This window comes from Cryobacterium zongtaii, assembly GCF_002909375.1.
Classification (GTDB): domain Bacteria; phylum Actinomycetota; class Actinomycetes; order Actinomycetales; family Microbacteriaceae; genus Cryobacterium; species Cryobacterium zongtaii.
In genome coordinates this window covers 19,114-43,979 of the sequence record NZ_PPXD01000011.1, presented here as the reverse complement: position 1 = coordinate 43,979, position 24,866 = coordinate 19,114, and the positions used below count along the sequence as shown (strand labels likewise).

Annotated in this window: 25 protein-coding genes; all 25 read right to left on the bottom strand. The window is 68.1% G+C overall.

Annotation, left to right across the window (positions count from 1 at the left end):
- Positions 1-13: 13 nt before the first annotated feature.
- Positions 14-469 (bottom strand): TadE/TadG family type IV pilus assembly protein, encoded by a 456-nt coding sequence (locus C3B61_RS09545; RefSeq protein WP_244285901.1) that lies wholly within the window; start codon positions 467-469, stop codon positions 14-16.
- Positions 466-885 (bottom strand): TadE/TadG family type IV pilus assembly protein, encoded by a 420-nt coding sequence (locus C3B61_RS09540; RefSeq protein ID WP_103460406.1) that lies wholly within the window; start codon positions 883-885, stop codon positions 466-468. Before C3B61_RS09540 ends, C3B61_RS09545 begins: the two co-directional genes overlap by 4 nt.
- Positions 886-895: 10 nt before the next feature.
- Positions 896-1,087 (bottom strand): hypothetical protein, encoded by a 192-nt coding sequence (locus C3B61_RS09535; RefSeq protein ID WP_103460405.1) that lies wholly within the window; start codon positions 1,085-1,087, stop codon positions 896-898.
- Positions 1,088-1,138: 51 nt separating this feature from the next.
- Positions 1,139-2,017 carry a type II secretion system F family protein gene (locus tag C3B61_RS09530; protein ID WP_103460404.1) on the bottom strand — a complete coding sequence of 293 codons (879 nt, stop codon included), beginning with the start codon at positions 2,015-2,017 and terminating at the stop codon, positions 1,139-1,141.
- A gap of 1 nt (position 2,018) precedes the next feature.
- The gene (locus C3B61_RS09525) at positions 2,019-2,918 is read right to left on the bottom strand and encodes a type II secretion system F family protein (protein WP_103460403.1); all 900 of its coding nucleotides are present in this window, start codon (positions 2,916-2,918) and stop codon (positions 2,019-2,021) included.
- Positions 2,915-4,528, bottom strand: a complete 1,614-nt coding sequence (locus C3B61_RS09520) for a TadA family conjugal transfer-associated ATPase (RefSeq protein ID WP_103460402.1) — start codon at positions 4,526-4,528, stop codon at positions 2,915-2,917. Before C3B61_RS09520 ends, C3B61_RS09525 begins: the two co-directional genes overlap by 4 nt.
- Complete coding sequence (locus C3B61_RS09515) at positions 4,525-5,388, bottom strand: hypothetical protein (RefSeq protein WP_103460401.1); 864 nt, start codon at positions 5,386-5,388, stop codon at positions 4,525-4,527. Before C3B61_RS09515 ends, C3B61_RS09520 begins: the two co-directional genes overlap by 4 nt.
- A gap of 2 nt (positions 5,389-5,390) precedes the next feature.
- Entirely contained in the window at positions 5,391-6,119 is a 729-nt protein-coding gene (locus tag C3B61_RS09510) for an SAF domain-containing protein (protein WP_103460400.1), read from the bottom strand.
- Positions 6,116-6,664: a hypothetical protein gene (locus C3B61_RS09505; RefSeq protein WP_103460399.1), complete on the bottom strand. Its 549-nt coding sequence runs from the start codon at positions 6,662-6,664 to the stop codon at positions 6,116-6,118. Before C3B61_RS09505 ends, C3B61_RS09510 begins: the two co-directional genes overlap by 4 nt.
- A complete protein-coding gene (locus C3B61_RS09500) occupies positions 6,661-7,101 on the bottom strand; it encodes a hypothetical protein (RefSeq protein ID WP_103460398.1) in 441 nt (146 codons plus the stop codon). The genes C3B61_RS09505 and C3B61_RS09500 overlap by 4 nt, the downstream gene beginning before the upstream one ends.
- 98 nt (positions 7,102-7,199) lie before the next feature.
- Positions 7,200-9,113: a hypothetical protein gene (locus C3B61_RS09495; protein WP_103460397.1), complete on the bottom strand. Its 1,914-nt coding sequence runs from the start codon at positions 9,111-9,113 to the stop codon at positions 7,200-7,202.
- A complete protein-coding gene (locus tag C3B61_RS09490) occupies positions 9,110-9,409 on the bottom strand; it encodes a hypothetical protein (RefSeq protein ID WP_103460396.1) in 300 nt (99 codons plus the stop codon). Before C3B61_RS09490 ends, C3B61_RS09495 begins: the two co-directional genes overlap by 4 nt.
- Before the next feature lie 52 nt (positions 9,410-9,461).
- Positions 9,462-9,758 carry a WXG100 family type VII secretion target gene (locus C3B61_RS09485; protein WP_103429634.1) on the bottom strand — a complete coding sequence of 99 codons (297 nt, stop codon included), beginning with the start codon at positions 9,756-9,758 and terminating at the stop codon, positions 9,462-9,464.
- Between the two features lie 444 nt (positions 9,759-10,202).
- A complete protein-coding gene (locus C3B61_RS09480) occupies positions 10,203-10,574 on the bottom strand; it encodes a hypothetical protein (protein WP_133160254.1) in 372 nt (123 codons plus the stop codon).
- A gap of 190 nt (positions 10,575-10,764) precedes the next feature.
- Positions 10,765-12,876 (bottom strand): hypothetical protein, encoded by a 2,112-nt coding sequence (locus C3B61_RS09475; RefSeq protein WP_103460394.1) that lies wholly within the window; start codon positions 12,874-12,876, stop codon positions 10,765-10,767.
- Positions 12,866-13,825 carry a hypothetical protein gene (locus C3B61_RS09470; RefSeq protein ID WP_103460393.1) on the bottom strand — a complete coding sequence of 320 codons (960 nt, stop codon included), beginning with the start codon at positions 13,823-13,825 and terminating at the stop codon, positions 12,866-12,868. Before C3B61_RS09470 ends, C3B61_RS09475 begins: the two co-directional genes overlap by 11 nt.
- Positions 13,822-14,280, bottom strand: a complete 459-nt coding sequence (locus C3B61_RS09465) for a hypothetical protein (RefSeq protein ID WP_103460392.1) — start codon at positions 14,278-14,280, stop codon at positions 13,822-13,824. The genes C3B61_RS09470 and C3B61_RS09465 overlap by 4 nt, the downstream gene beginning before the upstream one ends.
- A 106-nt stretch (positions 14,281-14,386) precedes the next feature.
- Entirely contained in the window at positions 14,387-18,892 is a 4,506-nt protein-coding gene (locus C3B61_RS09460) for an FtsK/SpoIIIE domain-containing protein (RefSeq protein WP_165791142.1), read from the bottom strand.
- Positions 18,893-18,974: 82 nt separating this feature from the next.
- Positions 18,975-20,309, bottom strand: a complete 1,335-nt coding sequence (locus tag C3B61_RS09455; RefSeq protein WP_103460390.1) for a phosphoribosyltransferase — start codon at positions 20,307-20,309, stop codon at positions 18,975-18,977.
- Positions 20,310-20,368: 59 nt separating this feature from the next.
- Complete coding sequence (locus C3B61_RS09450) at positions 20,369-21,388, bottom strand: SLAC1 family transporter (RefSeq protein ID WP_165791141.1); 1,020 nt, start codon at positions 21,386-21,388, stop codon at positions 20,369-20,371.
- Between the two features lie 404 nt (positions 21,389-21,792).
- The gene (locus tag C3B61_RS09445) at positions 21,793-22,434 is read right to left on the bottom strand and encodes a winged helix-turn-helix transcriptional regulator (protein WP_103460388.1); all 642 of its coding nucleotides are present in this window, start codon (positions 22,432-22,434) and stop codon (positions 21,793-21,795) included.
- 6 nt (positions 22,435-22,440) lie between these two features.
- A complete protein-coding gene (locus C3B61_RS09440) occupies positions 22,441-22,875 on the bottom strand; it encodes a VOC family protein (protein WP_103460387.1) in 435 nt (144 codons plus the stop codon).
- Between the two features lie 83 nt (positions 22,876-22,958).
- A complete protein-coding gene (locus C3B61_RS19430; protein ID WP_133160253.1) occupies positions 22,959-23,510 on the bottom strand; it encodes a hypothetical protein in 552 nt (183 codons plus the stop codon).
- Between the two features lie 107 nt (positions 23,511-23,617).
- Entirely contained in the window at positions 23,618-24,352 is a 735-nt protein-coding gene (locus C3B61_RS09435) for a hypothetical protein (RefSeq protein ID WP_103460386.1), read from the bottom strand.
- A gap of 197 nt (positions 24,353-24,549) precedes the next feature.
- On the bottom strand, positions 24,550-24,864 hold the full coding sequence (locus tag C3B61_RS09430) for a hypothetical protein (RefSeq protein ID WP_088456535.1): 315 nt from the start codon (positions 24,862-24,864) through the stop codon (positions 24,550-24,552).
- Positions 24,865-24,866 lie beyond the last annotated feature (2 nt).

Genomic DNA, 24,866 nt, shown 5'->3' with positions numbered 1-24,866 from the left:
AGTCGGCGAGAAGTCATGGTCGTCCCCGGAAGGCATCCACCGGCGAACTCGCCGTCGTGGTGACGGTCTTGGTGCCCGGCAGGCCGGGCAGGGCGATGTCGGTCAGGTCGAGGGTGCAGCTCAGCGTGGCGCTGACGGTGCCCACCTCTCCCAGGGGAGCGTTGAGGCCGCTGTCGTCGACGACCACGCTGAAGTCCGCGCAGGCGAGGCCGGACTGCGCCACCGAGGTCTGCGCGGCCAGCTGTGCGCTGGCCTGGGCGCCGGCGGTCGTGCGGGACAGGGACGCGTCCCGGGCCGCGGCGACAGCGGCGGATTCGACGGCGTTGCCGGCCAGGGCCACCCGGGCACCGGCCACCAGCAGCAGGATGACCAGTACCAGCGCCGGCGCGATCAGCACCAGTTCGACGGACATCGAGCCGCGCTCGCCGGAGCCGTGCAACCGCCCGCGCAGCCATCGCCGAAACATCATGGTGCGATCCACCGTTCCACGGGGCCGGACACGGTGCGTTCCACCTGGGTGTCCCAGCCGGGAACCAGGGTGGGCGCGGTGCCGGTCACGGTGACCGTGACGGTGGTCATCGTTCGATCCACCACCACCACGGCACCGTCGAGCACAGTGCCGGTCTGCTGGGCAGAAGCGGTGCCGGCGGCCACGCCATCCGCCGCCACGGCGTCATACAGCCGGGCCGCGTTGTAGGCGCTGGACGCTGCGGCCTGGGCGATGTTGCCGGCGTGCAACCACACCGCACCCTGCACAATGACAAAGAAGACGCCGAACAGGATCGGCAGCACGATGAGGGCTTCCACCGTCTGTGAACCGCGCTCTGACGCCCCCTCACGACGAAGTGCCGTGAGGGTGGTGCGGAAACGCGGTCGTCTGGCCATGGTCTGCGGCTTAGCCCGGCAGCTTGCCGACCTGGGCCTGTACGAACGCCGTCACCGCGGCGATGACAATACCGGCGATCACGAGGATGCCGACGACGAGGAAGATCCACTCTACGGTCTGCAGGCCGGCGTCTGCGGTGGAGCGCACCAGACGGGCGCGGCGGCGAACTTCGGTGAAGAGGGATTGGGCGAGAGTGAACATGTGGCGCTCCTGATGATGTGCGGGTCGAGAACGGATGGGTCGGGCGAGAAATCAGGCGATGAGAAGGTTCATGACCAGCGGGGTGAGGATGATGCCGACGAAGACCATGGCGAGCATGGTCATCGGGATGGTCATGCGCTCGCTGGCCTCGTTGGCGTGGGTGTGTTCGTTGTTGAGCAGTTGCACCCGCAGGGACTTGCCGCGGGCCCGGAGGGTCTCGTACACCGAGGCGCCCTCTTCGCCCGAGAGCCGCACGATCTTGGCGACGTCGGCGAGTTCGGGCACGCCGATCTCCTCCGAGAACGTGGTCAGGGCGTCCCAGGGCGGGGTGCCGGCGTACTGCGCCCGGGTGAGTTCCTGGCGGATGCGCACGAACACCCACGACCGCCCGACCTGCGCCGCGGAGAGCAGCGCATGCCCGGCCGGGGCGCCTCGGCGGCGTTCGGCGGCGACGAGCTCGAGGTAGACCGCCACGGCCCGGGAGAATTCCTCCCTGGCGGTGGCGGCCTTGGCCTTGAGATCCTGGTCGGGACCGAACCAGAGCGCGACACCGAGCGGGATGCCCAGCAGCGCCGGCAGGTAGAACGGCACAACACCGAGCACCTGCAGGAACAAGCCGAACAGGCTGGGCGCGATCAAGCCGAATGCCGCCAACAGGGCCTTGTCGGAGAGGTACTTGTTCACCGACACGCCGACGAGGGCAAGGTTGCGGGTGGGCAGGGTGAAACCCGGCAGGTCGGGCAGCCGGGCGCGCACCCAGCTGCCCACCCGCACCTCGAAGGAGGCATCCGTTTTCGCGTCGACGGCGGCGGTATTGCCCAGGCGGGTGATCGCGGCGGCCAGCTGCGGCTGCTTGGGCAGCAGTTGGGAGAGCACGAGCGCAACGCCGAGCCCGGCGATCACGCCGGGGATCAGGGCAAGCTGCCACATCTCAGGCCACCTTGCCGTGTGCGGAGTTTTCGTGCGCGGAGTCGAACGGGTTCTCCAGGATGCGGGGCGTGGGCTTGCCCACCGTGATGCGCCCCAACCAGCCCAGCAGCACCACGTAGAGGGTGAGCCAGACGAACAGGGCCACCTGGCCGAAGAAGGTCTGGTACGGCTTCATGAACTCGCCGACGAACGGGATGACCGCCAGCAGTGCGAGCGTCACGATGGTGATGATGCGCACACTGACGCGAGGCTTGGCGCGGTCGGTTTCGATCTGCCGGCGCACCCGCACCTCGTCGAAGACGATCTGGGCGAGGTCGTCGAGGGCGTTCACCAGGCCGGGGCCGCGCTGCTTCTCGGCGAGCAGCAGGTGGGCCACGACGAGGTCGGCGGTGGGGTCGTTGAGATCGTCGGCGAAGCCCTGTAGGGCGGCGGAGGTCGCCCACCGGGCGTTGATCCGGGCGATGAGCATGCTCACCTGTTCCTTGATCGCGCCGGGCGAGCTGCTCAGCGACGCGGCGATGGCCTGCTCCATTCCGGCGCCGGAGACGATCAGGCCGGACAGGCTCCTGGTCCAGGTTTCGAGGGCTTCCAGCCGTTCGATGGTCTCGTTCTCGGTGCCCTTGACCAGCAGAACCGGCAGGCCGATCGCGGCGATGGGCACGGCGATCACGGCGACGAACCACCCGGTCACCAGCCAGGCGAGCACACCCAGGACGAGGCCGCCGAGGGCCAACAACTGACGTTTCCGGCTGAATTGACTGCGGTAGGCGCGCACCCGCAACCGCAGCACACCCGGCGGCCTGGCCTGCGTGGGCGGGGGCGCGGGCAGCACGCCGAGCACCACGACGAGTAGACCAAGCAGGCCCACGACGGTGCAGAGCATCAGCAGGGTGGTATTCACGAGGGCGCACCGCCCTGCGTGGGGATCAGCAGGGCCGGGTCGAACCCGGCGTGCACCAGCTGGGCCAGGGTCTCATCGCGGGGCCGGTTGGCGGTCACCTGTTCGTGCGTGTACGGGTCGGCGCGGAAGATCGGGGTGGCGATGGGCCGCGAGCCCTCCCCCGGGCCGACCTCGGAGATCTCGGTGATGATGCGGCGCACCCGTCCGGTGGCGAGGTCGCGCACCTTGCTCACCTGCACGATGAAGTTGATGTGCTGGGCGATCTGCCGGTAGGCGTAGGCATCCGAGGTGTTCAGGCTCTTCTGGGTGAGGGTGGCCATGCGCTCGATGGCATTGGACGGCGACTCGGCGTGCAGGGTGCTCAGGGAGCCGACTCCGGCCTGCATCGCCTGGAACATGGCGTCGATCTCGCCGCCGCGCACCTCGCCGACGACGATCCGTTGGGCGTTGAGCCGCAGCGCCTCTTCGAGCAGCTCCACCAGGGTGATCTCGCCCGGCCGGCTGCCGTCGCTGGTGCGCTCGCCCTGACCGGGCCGGTACTGCAGGGCCGTCACGATGTGGTGGCGGTCGCCCATGCGGTCCAGGTGCAGCTCGCGCTCCTTTTCGATGGTCACGATCTCCTCCATCGGGTCCATGCTGTTGCACAGGGCCCGCACGAGGGTGGTCTTACCGGCGTTGGGATGCCCGGCGACGACGATGGACTTGCCGGCCCGCACGGCGGCGTCGAGGAAGGCGCTCATCGGGTGGGTGAGGGTACCGTGGTTGACCACGAGGTCGTCGAGGGTGATGTCGACGAAACGGTGGATGCGGATGACGATCTTGGGCCGCGGCGAGATCGGCGGTGCGACGGCGGCGAGCCTGGCGCCGCCGGGCAGGTCCATGTCGAGGATCGGGTTGGTGGCGGTGAACGCTCGCCCGCTCTCGCCGCCCCGGGCAGCGAGGAACGCGATCTCGGCCATCAGGTCGGCGTCGGAGGAGGCCACGGGTTCGTGCCGCTTTTTCTCCCCGGACGCGTAGGTGAGCCAGACGTTGTCGTAGCCGTAGATGTCGATGTTCTCCACCTCGGGCTGTTCCACCAGCGGTTGCAACCGGCCGAGCTTGAACAGCGAGTCGAAGATGGCCTTGGCCATAGCGGTCTGGGTGCGCGGATCCCAGGCGCTGGTGCCGCCGGCCAGGCGCACCATGTCGTCGACCTGCGAACGGATGACGTCAACGATGTGCGCCTGCGCCAGGGCCTGCCGGGAGGCGTCGGTGAGGCTGGGCGAGGCCAGTTCGGACTGGGCCAGCAGATTCGCGACCTGCTCGCGGAGCCCAGCGACGATATCCCAGGGCAACGAAACGGGCAGGCTGCCGTCCAGCCCACCGGCCCACAACGGATCCACGGCCGCCGGAGCTGTGGCGGAGGTCGGCCCGTCACCGTGACGGCGATGGACCAGCAGGGCGTCGGACGGGTCCTCATCCGGAATGCTGATCGGCGAACCGCCGGCGAAGAACGGCAACTCGGCGATGTTCCGGGGCCGGTCCAGGTCGTCGGTCCGTTTGGTGGAGTCGGTCGACTCGGTGTCGTCCATGGGTTCGGTGCGTTCGGTCAGCCCGGTGCGGTCGGTCACGAGGGATCTCCTGCCTGGCTGGCGTCGGCGAGCGCGGTGTTGGTCTGCACGGTGTTGGTCTGCACGGTGTCGGTCGGTTTGCTCGGGCGGCGGCCGAGCCGGGTCGCCCGCATGGCGAGTCCCTGACTCAGCGCCTCGGTGGCGGTGGTGAGCGATCGGGCCAGGGGCGCGCGGTCGAATCGGAGCTGCCGGGTGGCGCCGAGCGAGTACACGGCGGCGGAGCGCACGTCCCAGTCGAGGCGCGCGGCCACCGGCAGTCCCAGGACCCGGCTGATCTCGGCGGAGGAGTAGCTCTCGTGGGCCGAATCCACCAGGAGCAGGGAGAGGGCACCGTCGCGGCCGGCCAGTCCGAGCGCCGTGCCGAGATCCCCCACCCGCGGGGCGAGTGCGGCCACATCGGGAAGCACCGGGCGCGCGACCAGCAGCACGCCGTCGGCCTGCTGCAGCAGCGGCATCCGCGAGTCGTTTTGGCTGAGCCGCCCCAGGTCGACCAGAACGTCGACGCCTGCCGCTTCGAGCCCGGCGAGCGCCGCACCCAACGCCACCCACAGCGTGGTCGTGCCGCGGGCGGCCTGCAGGCTGGAGAAACCGGGGATCAGGTATCGCTCCGGGGCGAGTTCGATGGTCTGGGCCCACAGGTTCGCCAGGGTGATCTCACCGCGCTGGTGGTCGACCGACAGCGGGGTGAGTCCAAGGGCGTGGTCCACCTGGCCGCGGAGGAATCCGGGCAGGATGCTGCTGGACTTGGAAATGTCGGCCTCGACGAGGATCACCGGACGCGGCCAGTTCAGCGCGGCGCCCACGGCCACGGTAGTGACACCGGGCGAGCCGGCCAGGCTGGTCAGGGCAAGGATCGCCACTGCTACTCGCCCTTGGGGGCGTCGAGGATCAGGGCGACACGGCCGGTGGCGCTGCGCGCCGCGATGTCGGCCGCCTCCTGGGCCGGCACGACGAGGTCGACGACCCAGGTGCCGGTGCCTTCATCGAACCGGCTGGTGAAGACCGTGGCGACAAAGGACTTGGGCGAGGTCGCGGGCGGGTCACCCTGCGCGATCGGGGTGTCCACAACGCGCACCCGATCCCCCGCGGCAAGCGGGTAGTTCGGCAGCTGCGCCACGGTGAGGGCCACACCCACGATGGATTGGCCCGCAGCGATGCTGATTCCCTCCCCCACGTTCGCTGTGGTGACCAGGGTGCCGGCCGGCAGGTCGACCGTGGCGGTCTGGCCGATCACGTCGGTGGCCTGCGCGGCGGTGAAGGCGGGGGTGTCCTGGCCGCCGGCGATCTGCAGCGTGGTGAGATCGGCGCTGGTGATGGTGGCGCCGCGGGCGACATCAGTCTGCGTCGACAGAACCGTGACGGTATTGCCGACAGTGGATGCGTAGTACCAGCTGCCGAGTCCGCCGACGATGGCGAGGGCGACGCCGGCAGCGATCACGGCCGGCCTACGACGGGACTTCGTCGGCGGGCGCACGGCTCCCCTGAGCGTTCCCGTGGCCTTCGCCGCAGTCGGCTTCAACGGACGGGACAGGCGTGGCGTGCGGCGCCTGGTGCCCGTGCTGGTCCTTTCGGGGCTGATCTGTTCGGTCATGACTGCGCTGCTCTCTCACTAGCTTCGAAGCACGGGCTTTCCGCACTGATGTTGAGCGAAGTCAGTCCGCCGACCTCTCCGCCACCGACGATGTTGACGCCGTAGCCGGCCTCGTTGTCGTCCTGGTCAGGCGCAAGGAGCTGCACACGACGACCGTCACCGTCCGGTCTGTCCCCGGCCAATGTCCAACCGTCGGCGACCTGAGCCGTCACCAGCTCGTCGAGCACATCAAGACCACCGAGCGGACTCACACCCTCAACGAACCAGACATAACGCCGGGTCTCCCACATCCGCACACGCTGCTCAGGGTCCACATCGATCCCTCTGCAACCCGAGGATTCACTCGTCACATTGTCGATGCGTTCGATCGACGCAGGGTCAATCCGCGCGATCAGATCCTCCCCGTGCGCTGCAGTGGTCTGCTGTGCGTCGTTCAACGTCAGGTCGGTTCTCGCACCCGACGACTGGCTGCATCCGGCTACCGCGGCAAGCGCGAGTAGCGCCAGCGCAGCTGCCAGGCCCTTGGGCATCAGGCCATCGGTCACGGCCGCTCACCCTCGGCAACCTCGAAGCATGGGCTCACAGCGCTGATACTGAGTGAGGTCAGACCGCCGTTCTCACCGCCGCCAGCGAGCTCGACTCCATAGCCGGCATCATTGCCCGCGTCAGAGGCGAAGAGCTGCACCCGGCGGCCGTCGCCCTCTGTTGTTTCTCTGCCCGCCGTCCAACCGTCTGCGACCTGGGACGCCACCAGCTCGTCCAGCACATCGAGCCCACCGAGCGGGCTCACGCTCCCAACGAACCAGACATATCGTTGGTTCGTCCACTGCTGCACACGCTGCTCAGGGTCCACATCGTTTCCTCTGCAACCCGACGACTCACTCGTTACTTTGTCGATGCGTTCGATCAACGCAGGGTCAATCCGCTCGATCAGCGCATCCACGTGTGCGGCGGTGGTCTTCGATGCGTCATTCACGTTCATATCTGTTCTCGCTCCAGTTCCCTGAGTACAGCCCGCCATCGTCAGTGAGGCGAGGAGTAGCACTGTTGCCAACACCCGTCGGCCGTGCCGATCGTGCATCATTGCTCGCCCCCTTCGACGTCAACCAACGTCGGTTCATAGCCGGGTTCCATGATCGGATTGGTGGCATAACTCTGGTTCGTACCGGGGATCACGACCACCTCGGGTTCCGCGTAGAGCTCGACTTGTCCGCCCACAAGCACGTTGTAAAGCTGTCGTCTCACCGTGCCTTTTCGGTCCCAGACATTCAGATGCCCCTCGAGCTGCCCGGACGACACCTGCCCGTTTTCTCGGTAGCCGGTTTCGAGGCGGATGAACCCGTCGGTGGTCAAGGGACTGCCGCCGTGGCCCAAGTCGCCGGCTTCCGCGCCCTGGAAGAGGACCAGCGGGTCGTTCGGGGCCATCAGGGAATAGTGCGGAACGTCGGCGGTGACGGGATACTCTGCCAGGTCCCGCACACCGAAACCCATCCCGGCGCTGGACAGTTGAACCGATCGGTCCAGTGCGAGACCCGCACGTTCGGCCGAACCCATAATCGATCCGCCGGCGCTGTAACCCATCCCGGTCACTTCGGCCGATGTCGCCAACTCTAAGCCCTGGCCAAAGTGCGCCAGCTTCTGACCAAGCCCATCGGCCATTGCCCCGGACAGCGCCTCGAGATCCTGCGGGAACGGCCCGCCCTTCCAAGTGATCATGCCAACGCTGCCCTTGTCTGTGGGTTGATTCAGGAACCACTCGCTTCGGTTGACCTCGCCGTCAAAGTTGCCGAGGGTCGTGTTGGTTCCGGGCACATAAAGACCGACGTAGTCCACCCCGGCGGGTACGTTGCCGGTGACCGGATCGAGCAGGCCGGAGTATTCCGCGATCGCATCGTGGGCATGGTCGAAGACAAGGATGTTGTGGCCAGTGACGGCCACCGGTAGCCCCGTCGCGGGGTCCGGAAACTCAATCTCCTCGTCGCGGAGGCGCCGGTAATAGCTGATCTGCTCCCGCAGGGCATCGATCTTCTCCTGCGCTTCCCGTCGGGCGAGCCCGCTCCCCCCACCCCGGGTGCCGCTGCCGTCCTTGTTGGCCTCAACGGTCTTCTCCAGATCGACGATCTCTGTCTCCAGAGTCGCGATGCCCGTGCTGATGTTGCGCTTGTTCGCCCGCACCCGGCTGCCGTACGGCACCCCCTCGAGGTTGCCGATCACAATGGGCAACGCCACGATCAGCGCAGCCTGTGAGGCCGCGTCGAGGCCGGACCACCAAACCTCCACCCCGGCGGTATCCGGCGGGCTGTTCCGGAATTTTTCCGCCAGACCTGGATTGTTCTGCACCAGAATGGTGATCTCCGTGGCGCTGAGACCGCCGAGCTTCTGCAGAAGCCCTGTCGTGCTCAGGTAGCTCAGCTGCTGGGTCCCGAGCCCGGCCAGGTTTCCTCGCGAACCCACCGAGGTCAGCGTCGCGACACAGGCGTCATCCGCGGCCCGGCGCTGGAGTGCGAGTTCGTCCCAACGCACCTCCACCTGGGTGAGCGTCGAGCGGGTTTCCCTCAGGGCCTCCGCCACCCGCGCACGCTCAAGGGCGTTGGGGTCCGGTTCCGAGCGAGGGCTCGTCGTCTCGGCGATGTCACCGAAAGACGTGAAAAGTAGTCGGGCCAGGTCGCGTTGGGCGTCTTCTTGCTGACGTTGGACCGCGCGGGCCTGGTCTTGGATTTGCTCGACCATGGCCGCGTACTGATTGAGGGCGCCGGCATCCGTCTCCAGCCCGGTGATGATTACCTGCACGTCGGGGATCAGGCCTTCCGCGCTGGCGGCGAAGGCCGTCGCCGCCTGCGCGGTCCACGTTGCCGACGCGGCGTCGGTGACGGCGGTCTGCAGGTTTGTGAGCGTTGTTGTGCGTAGGTTGTCGGCACCGGTCTGGCGAATGCTGGCTTGGCTTCGGATGCCCCATGGGTCACCGGCACCCGGGTTGGTTCTGGTCCAGCTCACAGTTGCCTCCGACCGTTCTCCAGTTGAGTGACGAGCTTGGTGTCCGCGGCGAGGATCTCTTTGACGTAGTCGGTTGCCCGGCGGCCCAGGTCCGCGATTGTCTCGCCGGCCAGTTCGGCACGGCATGCGCGCTGGGTCGTCGACTCGTCGAGTGTGCTTGCCACGGGCCCAGAGCCCAGCGCGGCGCTACTCGCGCCACGGGTGAGGTCGCTGCCGAGTTGCAATGGCGCACTGGCGCGATCCATCGATGAGGCGATGCCCCTCACAAAGGCGGCATCGACGTTCAGGTCAACCACGCGTCACCGCAGCCCAGCGTCGCATCGACGCCGCGCTGCAGAACGCGCGCTGTTAGCGGGAGAGACGGGCAGCTAGCTGCGCGTCGACCTCGCCGAGGGTTTGCGCCGTGGTGCGCAGGAACAGCGACAGGTCGTCGAGTCCGCCGATGGTGTTCTGAGCTCCGGTGGTGAATCGGTTGTAGGCATCCGAAAACGCGCCGGACGACTTGTCCGTCGAGAAGCCGGAGCTGATCAGTGCGGCGATCTGCGACTGGAGCTTACCCAGTGTCGCGTTGATCTCGTCGCGGCCGGCCACAAGGCGATCGGCATTGGAATTGATTTCCTGGTACGAAACATTGATATTCGCCATCGCGAACTCCCCTAAAGATAAACATGCAATGATGCGGCTCGATGCCGCACCCCCCGTGCAAGCCGCCAGCTTAGGCTCATATTTCAAAAAAATACGCCGTTATCGGCAAAAAAGTCCAAATCACACCGACTGTTACCCAAATGGGGGCCGTCGCGGCGGCGTTATCGGGCGCTCACGTGCGGATCACGGGGCAGGGGCCGATGTCGGGGCAGTTATGAGCCCGTCCGGTAAACCGCTCACCATGCTGCTGGTATTCACAGGCCCCTCGCTGACGCCCGGGATTGCCGACAGAGCAGCGTCTGCTGATTCCTTTGACTGCCCCTCCGAACCGCCCAACCCGCATCCCGCATCCCGCATCCCGACAGGATCACAACCAGCCCCGCCGCATCAACGGACAGGCGCAGTCGCGAGGACAGTCCACGACATGCGGCGCTCATACGCGGGTCACGGCGTAGGCTCCGGCGTCGGGCCGACAATGAGCCCATCCGGCAGCACCGGCACCTCGCCAGGCCAGTCCCCAAAGCGGTCCTTGACTTCGTCAGCGCCCACCACGGCCCCTTCTGGGAAATTCGGGTCGACCCCGGTGTCCACCCACGGTCCCGCCTCGACAGCATCGACAATGGAGATCTGCGGGTCGCTGACAACAATGATCTCCACGCTCGAGGTCGCTTCCTTAGTCTTAGTCGACCACGCGACGCCAATCAAGTAATCGACCAGGGCCTCCGGGTCGGGCACCGAGAACCCAGGCTCCACCTGGACCTCGATCGTTGTGTGGGTCTCCTCCTGGAGGCCACTCACCATGCTGCTGGTATTCACAGACCCCCCGCTGACTCCCGGGATCGCCGACAGGGCCGCATCTGCGGATTCCTTCGACTGCCCCTCCGAACCGCCAAGTGAGCACCCCGTCAGGGCGATTACCAGCCCAATGCCCAATACCGACGTTGCCGCCCGGCGGGTCGGCCGTCGTGAGCGTTTGGGAAACGTCGCTTCCGGTTTCATCGGGAGCCTACTTTCGAGATGCGTGATAGTCGTTCACGGTCACGTCACCGGCGAAATAGCCAGTGATGTTCGGATCATTATTGATTTCGGGGTTCTCGGAGGCCATGACTGCGTATCGGTTCGCATTGTGGACGTTCAACGCGTGCATGGGGGTCGAGTCGGATTCTCCGGTGAGATGCGACCCGGATCCGCCCACTGTCGTCCATCTCTCCGGGTTCTGCCCTCCTGTCGCTACGGCCACAAGGTCCTCGTCGGCCGCCAACGCGGTGACATCCACGCCATCCGGAATGGCCATTTCCGAGATCGGAGACCCGGCCGTGACCACCTGTTGGATGTTGTAGCCGCGAGGGTCGGCCGCCATCGCCGCAGCGGTGATACCGCCCAGGCTGAAGCCGGTGGTCATCACGGGGGGCGCGCCAAGCCCGGTCGGGATTCCCTCTTTCTCCATGGCGTCGAAAACGGCGTCCATCAGGGCGGTCTGATCGCCGTGCACCGCAAGCAGGTCCGCGGTCAGATCGTTGGGGACTGCGCCGGCGAGCGGGTTCCACACCTGGGTGCTGGGAATCTGCACCGTGTATGCGTGCTCGATGACCGGGTTGTTTTGCGCATCAAGCACCGCGTTGCCTTCCGCATCAAGCTTCTCGGCCTGGCTGTGGAAGATGCGGATCTCGGCGAAATCCGCCTTGCCTGTGGCATCGATCTGGCTGGCGCTGACGAGCAGGGACGCGACGTCGGTTGGTTTGACCTGACCGGTCTCGCCATCCGTCGTTATCTCAACGTCATCGCCTGTCAGCCGTCGGCTCTCCCTTGAAGCGAATATCGCACGTTCGTCGATGGCTTCGTCGCTGAGCCCGGAGTCACCCAAAGTCGCCTCACCATCGTTGAACATGCCGAGGGTCTGACCGTCGTGGATGATCATGCCCACAATGTCATCGAAGTACGGACCGGTCGCACCGATTAGCGCTCCGACATTCGCCGCGCTGTTGGCCGAAACGTCGCTCAAGGAGAAATTCTCGAAGAAAGAAACCCCGACACCCACGGCAAGCGGGATTCCACGAGTGCGCAGAACCCCAATGGGGTCCTCCTGGAATTCGTCCGCCGCGGCCATCAGGGCGCCGGCCCACGTTTCGGCGGTCTCCTGAAGGAAGCCCATTTTGAACGATGCGGACAGCGCACCCGCCAGGCCCGCCGCAACTCCAACACCTGTCACCATCGTCACGGCGAGGTCGGCCTGGGCGGCGGCAACTCCCCCGGCACCGGAGGCGGCGGCGCCGGCGACATTTTCCGCACCGGTAACGGCCACGCCGGCAACACTTCCTGCACCTGAGGCGGCCGCACTGGCAAAGCCCCTGACGCCGGTGCCGGCGGCGCCGGCCACATCCCAGGCGCCGGATGCGGTCGCGCCGGCCACGTCACCGGCGCCGTGGATGCTCGTTCCAGCCACGGTGACCGCACCGCCGACGACGGACCCGCCGACGGACACTCCGCCGCCGAGCGCCGCTGCCGAGACCTGCAGCGCGCTGTCGGCGAGCTGGTAGGTCGTGACCACGGAGGCTGTGACCAGGGCAAGACTCTCGGTGACCACGAGCTGCGTGGTCAGGCGCGTGGCAGCCCGCAGGGCAGCCGCCTCGGCGTTGGCACCGGTCAGTGGGGAGAGCACGAGAGATTCCAGCAGGTCGGGGTCCACGGCCAGGGCCGCCACTGTGCCGATCATGGGTGCCACCAGCAGGTTCAACGACTGGATGGACGTCGTCATTGCCTCGACATCGGCGAAGGTGACCGCGACTGCGGCCCCGCCCGATGCCACGGCCCGGCTGGTTGAGGCTGCGGCGCGGGCCACTGAGCCGAGGACACCGGCGGTGGCGGCGGTCTGCGCATCCTGTGCGTTGTGCGCGGCGACAGCCTGGGTATCTTGCACGTCGTGCACGGCGGTGGACTGCGCATCCTGCAGGTCACCCACGGCGGTGTCCTGCGCGTCCTGCACGTCGCGCGCGGCGGTCGCCTGCGCATTCTGCAGATTGTGTGTGGCCGCGGCGCCGGCAGCGGCGGTCTCTTCGATTCCGTCGAGGTACGCGTCGACGATGGTCGAGGCCGGCTGGGCTGTGTCGTCAGCGGGCATCGGTTGCTCCGGTCTGCTCGGCGGACGACACGAGGGTTTCGGCAACCAGCCCGAGGAGATCCTGGTGGATACCGGCCGGAGCGGTGCGCCGGATCGTCACCCGTCCCTGGTCGGTGATGGCCTGCGCGGCGTCAGCACCCGCGACGGGCCGGGGCAGGGTCACAGACATCTTCAGCCAGCCCCTCGGCCCCCTGAACCAGTCCCGGGCGAACAAGGCCCGACCTGACGTGTCTCCGACCGCACCGAAGGCTTTGATCCGATACCCCGTGCCCATCGCCCCGCTGAGATCCTGTAGCACCTCACGAGCGTCTGCGGCGTGGAGTTCGGTGGTGAGGTTCGCCACGACCCGGTGGTCGCCGCCGCGGATCGCGGCGATCAGCGCACGCGACTCCACGATCCCCAGCGACACGGCCCGGCCCGACCCATCGCTGACCGGCGGGCCGGCCACGGATGAATCGGTCGGCAGCAGCTGGGCCAACGACGGGTACAACCCCGTCACAGGCGCCAGTGTGACCTCCACCTGCGGATCCTCCTCGGCGTTCGCGGTGGAGCGCACGGTCAAGCCCGCGCACACGGTCTCGGACACGGTCGTGGAGTGCATGGTGGTCGAGCGCCCGGCCCCGTCGGCGGCGCTCCAGGCCACGACCTGGAAGACCAGTCGACCCGACATCTGCAGGGTCAGGGCCAGCAGCAGCGTCGACGGGATCTGTGTCGACCAGTCGGGATCGTCCAGGCCGACTTCGTTGCTGACGAGCTGCCGCGCCTTCAGTCCTGCCAGCACGCCGGCCGACTGGTTTGTCTCATCGTGTGCGCCTGTCGACTCGGCAGCGGGGATAAACGCCGGCAGGATCAGGCCAGGCAGGTGGTCCCGGAGCAGACGCGCCTCCGGCAGGGTCAACGAGAACAGGGTCTCCGCGCCGCGGGCCGTGGCGCCGGTTACGCCGCTCACTTCCAGCCCTGCGTGGAGAACGTGCCGTCCAGGTCAAGCCAATCGCGGGAGCCCGCCGGTGGTAACGCCGGCACGGCGCGCACCACACTCCGGGCCAGCTCGACCGTCGACTCTGGCACCAGTTCGTCCGCCATGGTGAACATCGTCACACGTACCTCGTCCGCGGCGCCGCTCAGGGCGCTGCCGATGGTGTTCATGGCGCTGCTGACCGAAGCCACCGCGATGTCTGTGGTCGTTTCGATGACGTTGCCGACCACGTTCACGGACCTGTCCCAGGCCAACTGCACGGCCGCCTGAGCTGCCACTATGGCCGCCTTCGCTTCATCGACGGCGCGGGCGTGGGCCTCCAGTTGCAAGGCTGCGTCGTCGAGCAACTGGGCTTCGCTACCCAGACCCAGGGCCACAGTGCGAATACGCGCGCGCAGTGTGTCCCCCGCGCTCGACGCCCAGGCCATTCCTTCAACCTGGGTCAGCAGCGCACTGGCCCGGCTGCGTAGCTGGTTGGCGTTCTCGCGCGTGGTCGACGCCTGCGTGCGCAGCCGGCTTGTGTCTCCGTAAATGTCAGCTCCGGATCTCTCTGAAGAGCGGGCGCGGGAAGGCCACCTGCACCTGGATGGCACGGCCGGCGTCGACGAGCAGGCCGCGGCCGGGTGGGAAGTCGCTGCGGGTGACCCGTGGGAAGGGGGTGCGGAACAGGCTGAGGCCATCCGTTTCTTCGGGTTGCAGCACGATGCCGGCCCTGGCGGTTTTCAGCTCGCTGTAGATCTGCCAGGCGCTGGCGGCGGTGACGGTGTCGGTTTCGGCGATCACCGGCACGCCGGCGCGGCGGGCCGCCTTGATCAGCCGGGCCACGGCGCCCTCGGCGGGCAGCCCCTCGAAGTCGCCCACGTTTTCGACCACGATCAGGAGGTCGGTGCTGCCGGGCGTGGCCGGTTGCTCCAGCACGGTCGCCAGGCGCACCGCCAACGCTTCGGCTTCGTCCGCGTCGGTCGAGAGCTCCGCCCAGTCGGTGACGTCGGCGAGGGCGCTGCGCCGGCCCACGAGCAGGTACGGTCGTAGCTCGGGCCGGGTCGCGCGCACCGACTGCAGGATGGTGGTCATGGTCGTCGTGCGGCCGGAGCCGAACGGGCCGGTGACCACGAAGAGGCCGTCCAGGGGCACGCCGACCGGTTCGAGGCTCTCGTCGCTGACCCCGAGGGTGGGCCGGCCGGCCACCTGCGCGGGCAGGTCGGCGAGCGGGATGTGCACGGCCAGGCGCTCGACCCCGGTCGCTGCGTCGACGCCGGCGGCGCGCAGCCGAGCGGCGAGCGTCTCCACCCAGGCGGCCTGTGCGGTGAGGTCGGCGGTACCGCCCGGCACCGCCAGCTGAACCTCGTGGCCGTCGACCAGGCCGCGGCCGGGCACGGCGTCGGTGAGCACGTCGGGGCGCACCCCGGCGGCCGAGTATTCGCTCTCGCCGGCCAGGCGCAGCACGAGTCGCTGCCCCACGTTGGCCAGCAGCTGGGTGGGCAGCGCCCCCGAGCGGTCGGCGGTGAGCACGAAGTGCACACCCACCTGCCGGCCCGTGGCCGCGAGCTTGAGGAACCTGTCGAACAGCTCTCCGGCGCCGCGGAATTCGTAGTCGGCGCGGAACGCCGCCATCCCGTCCATGAGAACGAGCACGCGCGGTTCCGCGACGGCGGTGATGCGCCGGTAGTCGCCGAGCGAGCCGGCCCTGGCCAGCGCGAACCGGGCGGCCCGGTCGTCCACCAATTGGGCGAGGTCCTTGAACAGGCGGGTGGCCCGTTCGGTGTCGTCGCCGGCGATCACCGCGCCCACGGTGGGCAGCGACTCGAGCATGCTCAGGCCGCCGCCGGCGAAATCGAGTCCGTAGACGGCGACCGGATGCGTCTCGGCCGCCGCCGAGGCGGCCACCGCGATTGTGCGCAGCGCGGCGGTCTTGCCCGCCCCGCCGGTGCCGAGGATGACCAGGTTGCCGATGGTGTCGAGGTCCAGGACGAACGGGGACTGCCGTTGTTCCTCGGGTTCGTCGAGCATCCCCACCGGCAGCAGCCCCTCGCCGGCGACGGGCAGCCCGGCCAGGTCGAACAGGGCCGGCAGCTGGTCGAGCCAGGGTTTGCGCGGCAGGGCCAGGTCGCGGCTGTCCGCGGCGCCGGCAATGGTCCGGGCCAGGCGTTCGATGTCGCGGGCTCCGCCGGCACTGCGGGGGCGGGCGACGTTGCTCGCCCAGGTAGCCCCGGGGCCGAAGGACAGGTCGGCCACCTCCACATCCGGTGCCGGCACCGAAGCCGACGCGGGCGGGGTCAGGCCGCCGAGGTAGGCGGTTTGGAAGTCGAACACCCGGCCGGGGCCGAGCTTGGCCGCGGCGCGGCCGGGGGTTCCCGGGTCGAAGCCCGCGGCATCCGCAACGCCGAGCACGTCGTGGCTGTCCGCCTCGTCGGCCACCCGCAGCGCCACCCGCAGGTTGGTGTTGGCCCGCAGGCTGTCTTTGATCACGCCGGCGGGCCGCTGGGTGGCCATCACCAGGTGCAGGCCGAGCGACCGGCCGCGCTGGGCCACGTCGATGACGCCGTCGACGAACTCCGGCACCTCGGAGGCGAGGGCGGCGAACTCGTCGATCATCAGGATCAGCGCCGGCGGGGCGTCCGGGTCGGAGCGCTTCTCGAGCGTCTCGAGGTCTTTGGCGCCCTTGCTGTTCAGCAGGTGCTCACGGAACCTCAGCTCGGCGCGGAGCGACGTGAGCGCACGGCGCACGAGGTGCGGGTTGAGGTCGGTGACCAGGCCCACGATGTGCGGCAGGTCGACGCACTCGGCGAAGGCGGCGCCGCCCTTGTAATCCACCAGCAGGAAGGTCACCCGGTCCGGTGCGTATTCCGCGGCGATGCCCATGATCCAGGTCTGCAGGAATTCACTCTTGCCCGACCCCGTCGTACCACCGACGAGGGCGTGCGGCCCGTGCGTGCGCAGGTCGAGGTAGAACGGTTCGCTGGCGCCCTGCCCGACGAGGGCACGGATACCGCCGGCCTCGCGGGGGGTGCCGGGCACCCAGCTCGAGCTGAGGCTGTCGTTCTTCACCCAGCGCTGCAGGACCGCCGCGGTGTCGTCGGCCACGTCACCGTCGTAGAGGTCGAGGAAGTTGACGCTGTGCGGCAGGTCGGTTTCGTCGAGCACCCGGGCACCGATGTCTTCGACCGGAGCCAGCGCCCTGGCGGCGGTCGCGGCACCGGCCGGGTCCACGGTTTCCAGGGCCGCCAGGGCCACCGTGCGCCCGACACGCACGAACCCGACGCTCGTGCCGTCGGGCTGCACGTCGAGGTAGGTGCGGCAGACCACGGGCAGCGCCGCCACGGAGGGTGCCAGCCAGACCAGGAACACGCCGTGGTCGGCGCCCTCTTCGCTGAGCGCGACCAGGCGGGAGCGGTCGGCGGGCGCTTCGTTGGTCACCAGCACGATGATCGCCGGCCGGGCCGGGAGCCGGTCCACCGCGGCGGCCAGGTCGTCGGTGGCCGTGCGCGATTCGGTCAGCCTCGACCGCACCTGCTCGGCGCCGGATCCAGCCGTGCGGCGGGCCGCGATCAGGCCCTCCAGGGTGGCCAGCAGGGCGGTCGCGGCGGGGAAGTCCGCGGCGAGGCCGTTGACGCGCAGCGGGCTGTGCGGGGAGTTCACGTGCGGCAGCCACTTCAGCCAGGCCCAGTCCGCGGTGGCGTCGCCGCCGGCGAAGGCCGTGACGACGAGGTCGGCCGGGGAATGCAGGCCGACCAACTGGGTGATCACGGCGCGGGCCGCATCCGCCGCCTGGGTCGACGAGCCGGCGATGCCGAGCGCTCCGCAGCGGGCGAGGTTCTCCACGACGGGCACGCCGTCCACCTGGGCGCACTCGTCGATGATGGCGTTCACCCGGTGCCACTCGTCCACGGTGCCGGTGTGTTTGGACGGCAGCGCGACGGTGCTGCGGCTGCGCTGGGCGCCCAGGCCCAGGCGCACCTCGAGGAAACTGGCGTGTTCGGGCTTGCGGGTCCACAGCAACGCGGAGTGCTCCTGCATCGCGGTGGCGATGGCGGTGGCGGACGGCGATTCGGCCAGCCGGGCGTCGATCTGGTGCTCGCGCTCCTCCGCCAGGCTGGCTTCGAGGTCGACGACCGCGGCGTCGAAGCGTGCGTTCTCGGCGCGACCCTTGCGGCGACCCTGGATGCGGTTGTCGATCCAGGTGCCGAGCAGGATGATCGGGGCCATGGCGATGAACAGCAGCGTGTACACCTGCCGGGTGGCCAGGAACAGCACCGCGCCCATGACCACCGGGGCGATCAGGGCGAGGGTCGGGAAGCGCTGCTTCTCCGGCGGGTTGGGCAGCTCGGGTGCGGTGAAGGTGCGGCCGAGATAGACCGGCTCAACGCGAGGCGAGCGGGAGAAGTCCGCGGCGGCCGGTTCCGCCGACGCCCCGGCCGGCACCGGCAGCGGGATGACCATGAGCACGGATGCGCCCAGCTGCAGCCGCGACGAGGCCGAGAGCAACGAGCGGTGGCAAAGGGCGCCGTCGACGGTGACCCCGTTGGCCGAGTTCAGGTCGGTGACGCTGATGGTGTCGCCCACCGTGATGGAGGCGTGCCGGCGCGACACATTCGGGTCGTTCAACGGCACCTGGGAGTCGGGGGCGCCACCGACGTAGTTCACGCCGGTGGCGATGGTGAACTCGTTGCCGGCATCCGGGCCTTCGAGCACCCGCACGATCGCGGCGGCGGTGCCGAAGAGGTCATCGCCGTCCCGGCGTTCCAGGCTGGAGACCACTTCGACGGTGCAGCCGGAGCGCAGGTTCGACTCGTGGATGGTGGCGGACGGGTTGAGTAGCCGGGCCTGGGTCCGGCCGGGGTATTCCGCTCGCAGGGTGAGGTCCGGGGCCAGCCCAGGGGGCTGGGCGCCGGCCGTGTCTGCCGAGAGCCCCGGTGTTCCGCGAACCGTTCGGCTGGAGAGGTGTCTGGCGATGTCGCTCACCGTGGCGGTGACATCCGCCGTCACGACGACATCACCCACCACCCCGGACACATCTTTTACGGCAAGTCGAAGCTTCATTGTTGTTCCCCCAGGGGCGACCATACGGCATGGGGCCCCGGGATGGCGCTTTTTTGCGTCTGATCGGGAAACTTCTTGGTTCCTAGGCGGGCTCCGCGGTGTTCGGCGGCACCAGGTGGCGGGCGAACCAGCCGGCGGCCAACTCGGCGGCGGCGCCCAGGGCGCCCGGTTCCTCGAACAGGTGGGTGGCGCCGGGTATGACGGCCAGCCGGTTCTCGCAGCGCAGGTGTTTCTGTGCCTCGCGGTTGCCCTCCAGCACGGTGATATCGGCACCGCCGACGATGAGCAGGGTGGGCGCGGTCACCAGCGGTAATCTCGTTCCGGCCAGGTCGGGCCGGCCCCCGCGAGACACCACAGCGGCAATATGCGTCTCGGCATCGCCGGCCGCCCACAGGGCTGCGGCGGCTCCGGTGCTGGCACCGAAGTAGCCGATCCGGCATCCGGCGGTGTCGGACCGGTCGGTCAGCCAGCCGGTGACGGCGACCAATCGCCGGCCCAGCAGCTCGATGTCGAAGACGTTCCCCCGGTCCAGCTCCTCCTCCGGCGTGAGCAGGTCGAACAGGAGGATGCCCAGCCCGGCCTCGAACAGCACATCGGCCACGTACTGGTTGCGGGGGCTGTGCCGGCTGCTGCCGCTCCCGTGGGCCAAGAGCACCACGCCGGTCGGCGACGCGGGCAAGTGCAGATGCCCGTTCAGGGGCACGGTGTCGACGGGGATCTCGACCTCGTCGTCGACCCCCGCCTCGAGGTCCGAGTCGCCCGCACCCGACGGCCCGGTGAGCCGGCGTGCCGCCTCGTCGAGCAGCCGAGCGACCTCGTCGTCGGTGGTGGCCGAGAAGTCGGTGTAGAACTGGCCGACCGCCCAGAAGGTCTCCGGCGCCGCCAGGTAGACGATGTCGTCTGCGCCGGTCATCTCCGCCAGGGTCGAGGCGGCGATCACGGGCACCGCGAGGATCACGGTCGCGGCGCCGAACCTGCGGGCCACGTCGCACGCCACTCGTGCTGTCGCCCCCGTAGCCACCCCGTCATCCACGATCACGACGGTGCGGCCATCGAGTGGGATCCGGTCGCGGCCCGGCCGGAGTCGCTCGACCCGCGCGTCGAGGTTCACCCGCTCGCGAGCTTCGACCGCGCTCACCTCGGCGTCGGTCACCCCGGTCAAGGCCACGGTCGATTCGTCGATGAGTTGCTCCCCGCCCTCGCCGATGGCGCCCATCGCGAATTCGGGCTGGAAGGGCACGCCGAGCTTGCGCACGACGATGACGTCGAGAGGGACGTCGAGTGACGCGGCGACCTCGTACGCCACCGGCACTCCCCCGCGGGGAATGCCGAGCACCACAATGTCCTGCCCACGCAGGTAGTCGAGCTGCAGGGCCAGCCGACGACCGGCTTCCACGCGATCAATGAAGAGCACCATCGGCCCATGATCGTCCCCCACGCCCTCTGCCGCTAGACATCACATCCAGAGTGCGACCATCACGGACTACACGGGCCCGACTCTCCCGGCTTCGGGTCGGCCCAGCTCGTCTTACCAGTCCGACCGCTCAGCAGGGCGACGGATCGCACGGCGATGCTCCCGATCAGCATCGTGGCGACCCCAATGGCGAGCCACGCCCACACCGCGTGGCCTGGACCGCCCCAGAGCGCAAGCCAGTGTGCCGTATAGGTTCCGCTGGATGCCGCGGTGAAGGTGAATGCCCAGAACCCCAGGGTGAAAGGCAGCCGCCAGTAGGTGCCCAGCATCATCAGTTGCACGAGGATCAGCACGACGAAGGCACCGAGCAACATCGTCTCGACCAGGTCGACGCGGCCGCCGTTGACCGCGAACCACGCGTTTCCGGCGACCGCCGGCGGTGCGGACCAGATCGCGAAGGTCGGTAGGAGAGCGTCGGGCGGCGCCGGGCGGAACGCAATCCGCGCCAGGATGATCGTGCCCAGCATCAGCCAAAACAAGATACCGACAGCGATGGCCGCTTCGCCCAACAACGTCCAGCCGAACGTGCCTGCCCCCTGCCCGATGATGAACGCTGCGGCGACGGTTGGCAACAGGTAGCCGCCGTGGATGCTGTCGATGCTGCGCTCGCGGAGAGCGAACTGAGCAAGAAACCAGGCGCCGAAGAGCAGGCCGATCACCATGAACACACCCGTGGCGATGCGGCCGACGATCGGGAAATACTGCGCGTAGTGGGTGCAGACCAACAACGCCGACGTCGGTGCGAGCGACGCGAAAGGGCCCTGCACGGGGTCGCGGAGATCCTCGCCGATGCTGCCGCCGTGATAACCGGATCGCCGGAGGTAGTTCGTGACGACGACGATCCAGGCGGCTGCCGCGAGAATCCACAGCCCCTCGGCGATGATGTTCGGCGTGAGCGAGGTGTGTGCGGCCATGGTCCAGGTGCCGGCCAGGCCGGACAGCCCGAACGGGATGCCAAGGCTGCTCAGCGGAGCCCGACCGGTGCGGGTGCTGCGGACGCGCGACCTCGGCGCAGGTGTCATGGCGTTGTCTCCTCGCGGACGGACGTGGCTGGTGAGCGTCGTGCCCACATCGTCAGGCATCTCGATCCCGCCCGGTCAACGCTACGCGGGGTGAAGCGGGACTTTCGTCACAGTGAGGCTCGACCGAACCGATGGTTTCGAGTCTCGGAGTTTTGAGGCACTCGGTGCAACACCCGGAGACTCAAAAGCCGCCGCCAAGGTCGGCAATGGGCTGTCTGTCGTCCCTGATCTTGTCGCAGAAGCGGCAGCCGTGGTACCTCGGCGCGTCCGGCGAGTCCTGCTTGATGACCCATTTGTGCAACCCGAGCCGGCATCGAAGTCGTCGTTTCATCTTCAGCTCCCTCAGGTCAAGGTGACGCCGTTTGCCCCCCAAGCTACGCCGGACGACCCGGTCGCGCTCGTGGTCAGGCGACCAGATTGAAGGTGCTCGCGAAACGGTCGAGCAGGTCGGCACGTCCGTGTAGCACCTTGATCACCCCCGTTGTGATCGCACGAGCCGGTGCGAGCTCACCCAGAATGAGCAGGTGGATGTCCGGACCGGCCACAAAGGCGAGGTCTGCAGGTCCGTCCCCGCGGGTCACGTCCAGGGTGCTGCCCTTTACCCTGATGAGCAGCTCGGCGCCACCGAATTGCGCCGCGTAGGCGGTAGGGGGCAGCTTCGCTGCCACCTGGGCGCGGAACGTCGTTCGCAGATCCATCGTCAGCGAGTCGGGAGTGACGACTTGCTCATCCCGCGGCTCACCCATCGCCTTGAAGCCCCAGGCGCCGAACGCGAGCACAACGGGCTCGAGCTCGCGGCCGTACGGCGTCAGCTCGTAGACGATCACGCGCGAGCGCGGTGCCCGGCGGATCACACCGGCCGACTGCAGTTCCTTGAGTCGCGCCGCCAGGATGTTGCTCGGGATGCGGGGCAGTCCCTCGGCGAGCTCACCGTAGCGGCGCGGCCCAACGAGCAGGTCGCGAACAATGAGCAGGGCCCAGCGCTCGCCCACGAGTTCCATGGCGCGGGAGACACCGGAGTACTGCCCATAGTCGCGTGCAGCCATGGCTGGCTAGGCCTGCTGGTTCAGGACGGCGCCCGGCCCCTGCTCGGCGGCGACGGGCTCCATGTAGCCGAACTCGACAATGTTGCCGTCGGGGTCAGTGAGCTGACGCTGATACATGAAGCCGTAGTCGGAAGGCTCCTGCGCCTCCGTGCCGCCGGCTGCGACGCCCCCGGCTACGCTGGCGTCCACCGCCTCCCGACTGTCCAGGAAGATTGCGGTCGACACCGACGGGTTCACGGCCGGGTCACCGAGGGGAAGCTCGGTGAAGGTCTGGAAATAGTCGCGCACCAGCAGCATGATCGCGCTGTGATCCTCCTCGACGACGACGCAGGCCGCGTTGTGATCAGTGAAAAGCGGGTTGATGGTGAATCCGATCGCCGTGTAGAACGCCTTCGCGCGATCCAGATCGGTCACCGGCAGATTGACGAACATCGAAGTCATGGTGGTCTTCCTTTCGTGGGTTCGGTATCACTGGGGAGTCCGGAGATGGACACCATCCACACTTGCAAAAAACAAGTAGCGTGTCAAGGGTTTGGCGCGCTGCCTGGTCCTACCAGCCGTCGATGATGCACATCAGCCCGGCAAACGCGAAGATCCCGGGCGCGACGTAGAGCAACGTGCAAAAAAGAAACCGGGGGGGGGATCTCCTGCCCGGGTACCCGTTCATCCCGATATCGTCGAGCGCTGGCAGCGATTCGTGACGCAGAATCGGCGAGGATCGCGTGTATCGCGAGCCAGGGCTCCGGCGTGCCGAAGTCGGCGGTTGACGAGGTGAAGAAGACGAGAGTGTCGTCGACGATCTCGATGTTGAAGTCGCTGGCCGTGTCGATGAGCGCCGCCATCACGTCGGGTGTCAGCAGGTAGAGCGCGTCCGACCGGTACGTGACCGGCCTATACAGGTGGAACCACCGGTCGAAACCTCCCTCAAGAGACAACCGCTGGGCGCGATCGACTCCGGTGGGCAGGTCGCTGCCGAGCCTGTTGTTCGAGGTCGCGTCGAGGATGAGGTGCGGCAGCGGCGCAGGCAGCCTGACGGCCAGATAGTGCCATCGGCTCGACCGGCCCGCTCGGCGCACCAGATTGCCGAGAGACTATGAAGAGGTACCACAGGTCATTGATCCCCCGACACTCACGCTAATGGGCACGCGGACACCGGTCGACCGGATCAGCTCGCGGCGTCTGGTCAGCCTGGCGGCGGGCCCGGCTCCGCGGGCCGCACGTACTCGTAAACATCGACATGGTCACTCTTGAGCACGAACCGGGTGAGACTGCGCGTCGTCTGCGCGAGGTCAGCGATGGTCTCGTCACCGCTGGGGGAACACGCTTCGGCACCGATCCCCTCGTTGAGCCCTTGAACGGGATGGGCCACGAGCAGGCAGGTAGAACCGTAGCGAGAATTCCCGCTCCAGACGGTGAGGTACCCGTAGGTTTCGTAGCGCCGCATCGCATCGGCATTCAGCCCCAGCCGGTTGAGAGTGCCGTGCGGGTCATTCGGCTCATCGGCCTCCGTGCCCTCCGACACCAGCCCGAGAATGGCGTCCGGGGGAAATGCGTAGTTCGGCGTGCGCACGTAGTCCGGCGCAGATGGCTGCATCCACGCGACGATGGCCGCGGTTAGGGCGAGGGTCGTGATGGTACCGCCGAGGATCGTCAGCCAGCTGCGGCGGCGGCGCCACCACGGCGCCGCGGGGGCTTCGCCGATGGGAGCGGAATCAGCGATCGGACCCTCGGCGGGGTCGCTCTCGGTGACCGCCCGTGAGTCAGGGTCGGGGTCGGTGACCGCGGCCTCCAGTTCGGTGAGCCGAGCCCGAGCCGCCGCATCCCCCGCGATGTCGGCATTCCGTCCGTACGCGCGTCGGCGCAGGCGCTCCAACTCGGTGGATTCGTCGAACTCGCCGGGCGCCGGCGGCACATCCATGCCCTCATTATCCGCGCGGGCGGGACAGGAGGAAAGGGGCTACCTGTTAGGGGCCGTCATCTGACAGGACAAAAGCCCGGAGCACCGACCGGAGCGGCTTCATGCTGGGAGCCGTGGTGTCCGGCGCTGTGCACGTCGTCTCCATGCTCGTTCCTCGAGCCTGGCCGTCACACCGGTCCGCCTGTGCGAGGTGCTGCCTACCGGAAGGGCACAGGGACGTGGGCGGCCTTGGCCCAATCAAACCGGATGCGTTGACCGCCGGTTTCGTTCAGAATGTAGGCCTCAAGCTTCATGACGCGATGGTCGGCGATTGCCTGATCGGTTCCCACGATGTCGAATCGATACCTGCTGGAGTGCTCGGTCACGAGGACCGCACCGATGCCGGGAAAGATGACGAACATTTGATCCGTGAACAACAGTGTGTGTTCGTAGTGCCGACGAAGATTCTGGCCCAGTTGCGGGAAACTACGGAGCGATTCGACCGGGCGCACGATGGCTGTCATGGTGATCATGA

Bases quoted from the DNA above. Each gene is read 5' to 3' on its own strand.
- C3B61_RS09545 (WP_244285901.1), bottom strand. From the start codon at position 469: ATGATGTTTCGGCGATGGCTGCGCGGGCGGTTGCACGGCTCCGGCGAG.
- C3B61_RS09540 (WP_103460406.1), bottom strand. From the start codon at position 885: ATGGCCAGACGACCGCGTTTCCGCACCACCCTCACGGCACTTCGTCGT.
- C3B61_RS09535 (WP_103460405.1), bottom strand. From the start codon at position 1,087: ATGTTCACTCTCGCCCAATCCCTCTTCACCGAAGTTCGCCGCCGCGCC.
- C3B61_RS09530 (WP_103460404.1), bottom strand. From the start codon at position 2,017: ATGTGGCAGCTTGCCCTGATCCCCGGCGTGATCGCCGGGCTCGGCGTT.
- C3B61_RS09510 (WP_103460400.1), bottom strand. From the start codon at position 6,119: ATGACCGAACAGATCAGCCCCGAAAGGACCAGCACGGGCACCAGGCGC.
- C3B61_RS09500 (WP_103460398.1), bottom strand. From the start codon at position 7,101: ATGAACGTGAATGACGCATCGAAGACCACCGCCGCACACGTGGATGCG.
- C3B61_RS09485 (WP_103429634.1), bottom strand. From the start codon at position 9,758: ATGGCGAATATCAATGTTTCGTACCAGGAAATCAATTCCAATGCCGAT.
- C3B61_RS09475 (WP_103460394.1), bottom strand. From the start codon at position 12,876: ATGCCCGCTGACGACACAGCCCAGCCGGCCTCGACCATCGTCGACGCG.
- C3B61_RS09465 (WP_103460392.1), bottom strand. From the start codon at position 14,280: ATGGCCTGGGCGTCGAGCGCGGGGGACACACTGCGCGCGCGTATTCGC.
- C3B61_RS09460 (WP_165791142.1), bottom strand. From the start codon at position 18,892: ATGAAGCTTCGACTTGCCGTAAAAGATGTGTCCGGGGTGGTGGGTGAT.
- C3B61_RS09455 (WP_103460390.1), bottom strand. From the start codon at position 20,309: ATGGTGCTCTTCATTGATCGCGTGGAAGCCGGTCGTCGGCTGGCCCTG.
- C3B61_RS09450 (WP_165791141.1), bottom strand. From the start codon at position 21,388: ATGACACCTGCGCCGAGGTCGCGCGTCCGCAGCACCCGCACCGGTCGG.
- C3B61_RS09445 (WP_103460388.1), bottom strand. From the start codon at position 22,434: ATGGCTGCACGCGACTATGGGCAGTACTCCGGTGTCTCCCGCGCCATG.
- C3B61_RS09440 (WP_103460387.1), bottom strand. From the start codon at position 22,875: ATGACTTCGATGTTCGTCAATCTGCCGGTGACCGATCTGGATCGCGCG.
- C3B61_RS09435 (WP_103460386.1), bottom strand. From the start codon at position 24,352: ATGGATGTGCCGCCGGCGCCCGGCGAGTTCGACGAATCCACCGAGTTG.
- C3B61_RS09430 (WP_088456535.1), bottom strand. From the start codon at position 24,864: ATGATCACCATGACAGCCATCGTGCGCCCGGTCGAATCGCTCCGTAGT.